1 rRNA gene is annotated in these 274 nt (G+C 51.8%); it reads right to left on the bottom strand.

Annotated features, from left to right (window positions below):
• Positions 1-274: ribosomal RNA gene (locus MRBLMS1_RS18870) — 23S ribosomal RNA — on the bottom strand; the annotation flags it as partial.

Genomic DNA, 274 nt, shown 5'->3' with positions numbered 1-274 from the left:
TACTCATCTCGCCCACCTGTGTCGGTTTGCGGTACGGTCTCGTATGACTGAAGCTTAGAGGCTTTTCTTGGAACCACTTCCGATTGCTTCGTGCACAAGTGCACTCGTCCCATCCCCTTGAATTGCGTACCCGGATTTGCCTAAGTACCTTCTATGAGACAGAAACTGACTATTCCAACAGTCAGACAACCTTCCGCGATCCGTCCCCCCATCGCATCATACGACGGTGCAGGAATATTAACCTGCTTCCCATCAGCTACGCATCTCTGCCTCG

It is taken from the genome of Massilia sp. LMS1-1-1.1 (assembly GCF_040815535.1).
GTDB classification, from domain to species: domain Bacteria; phylum Pseudomonadota; class Gammaproteobacteria; order Burkholderiales; family Burkholderiaceae_D; genus Janthinobacterium; species Janthinobacterium aestuarii.
Note: the sequence above shows the minus strand (reverse complement) of the source record. Positions and strands in the feature narration are given on the sequence as shown.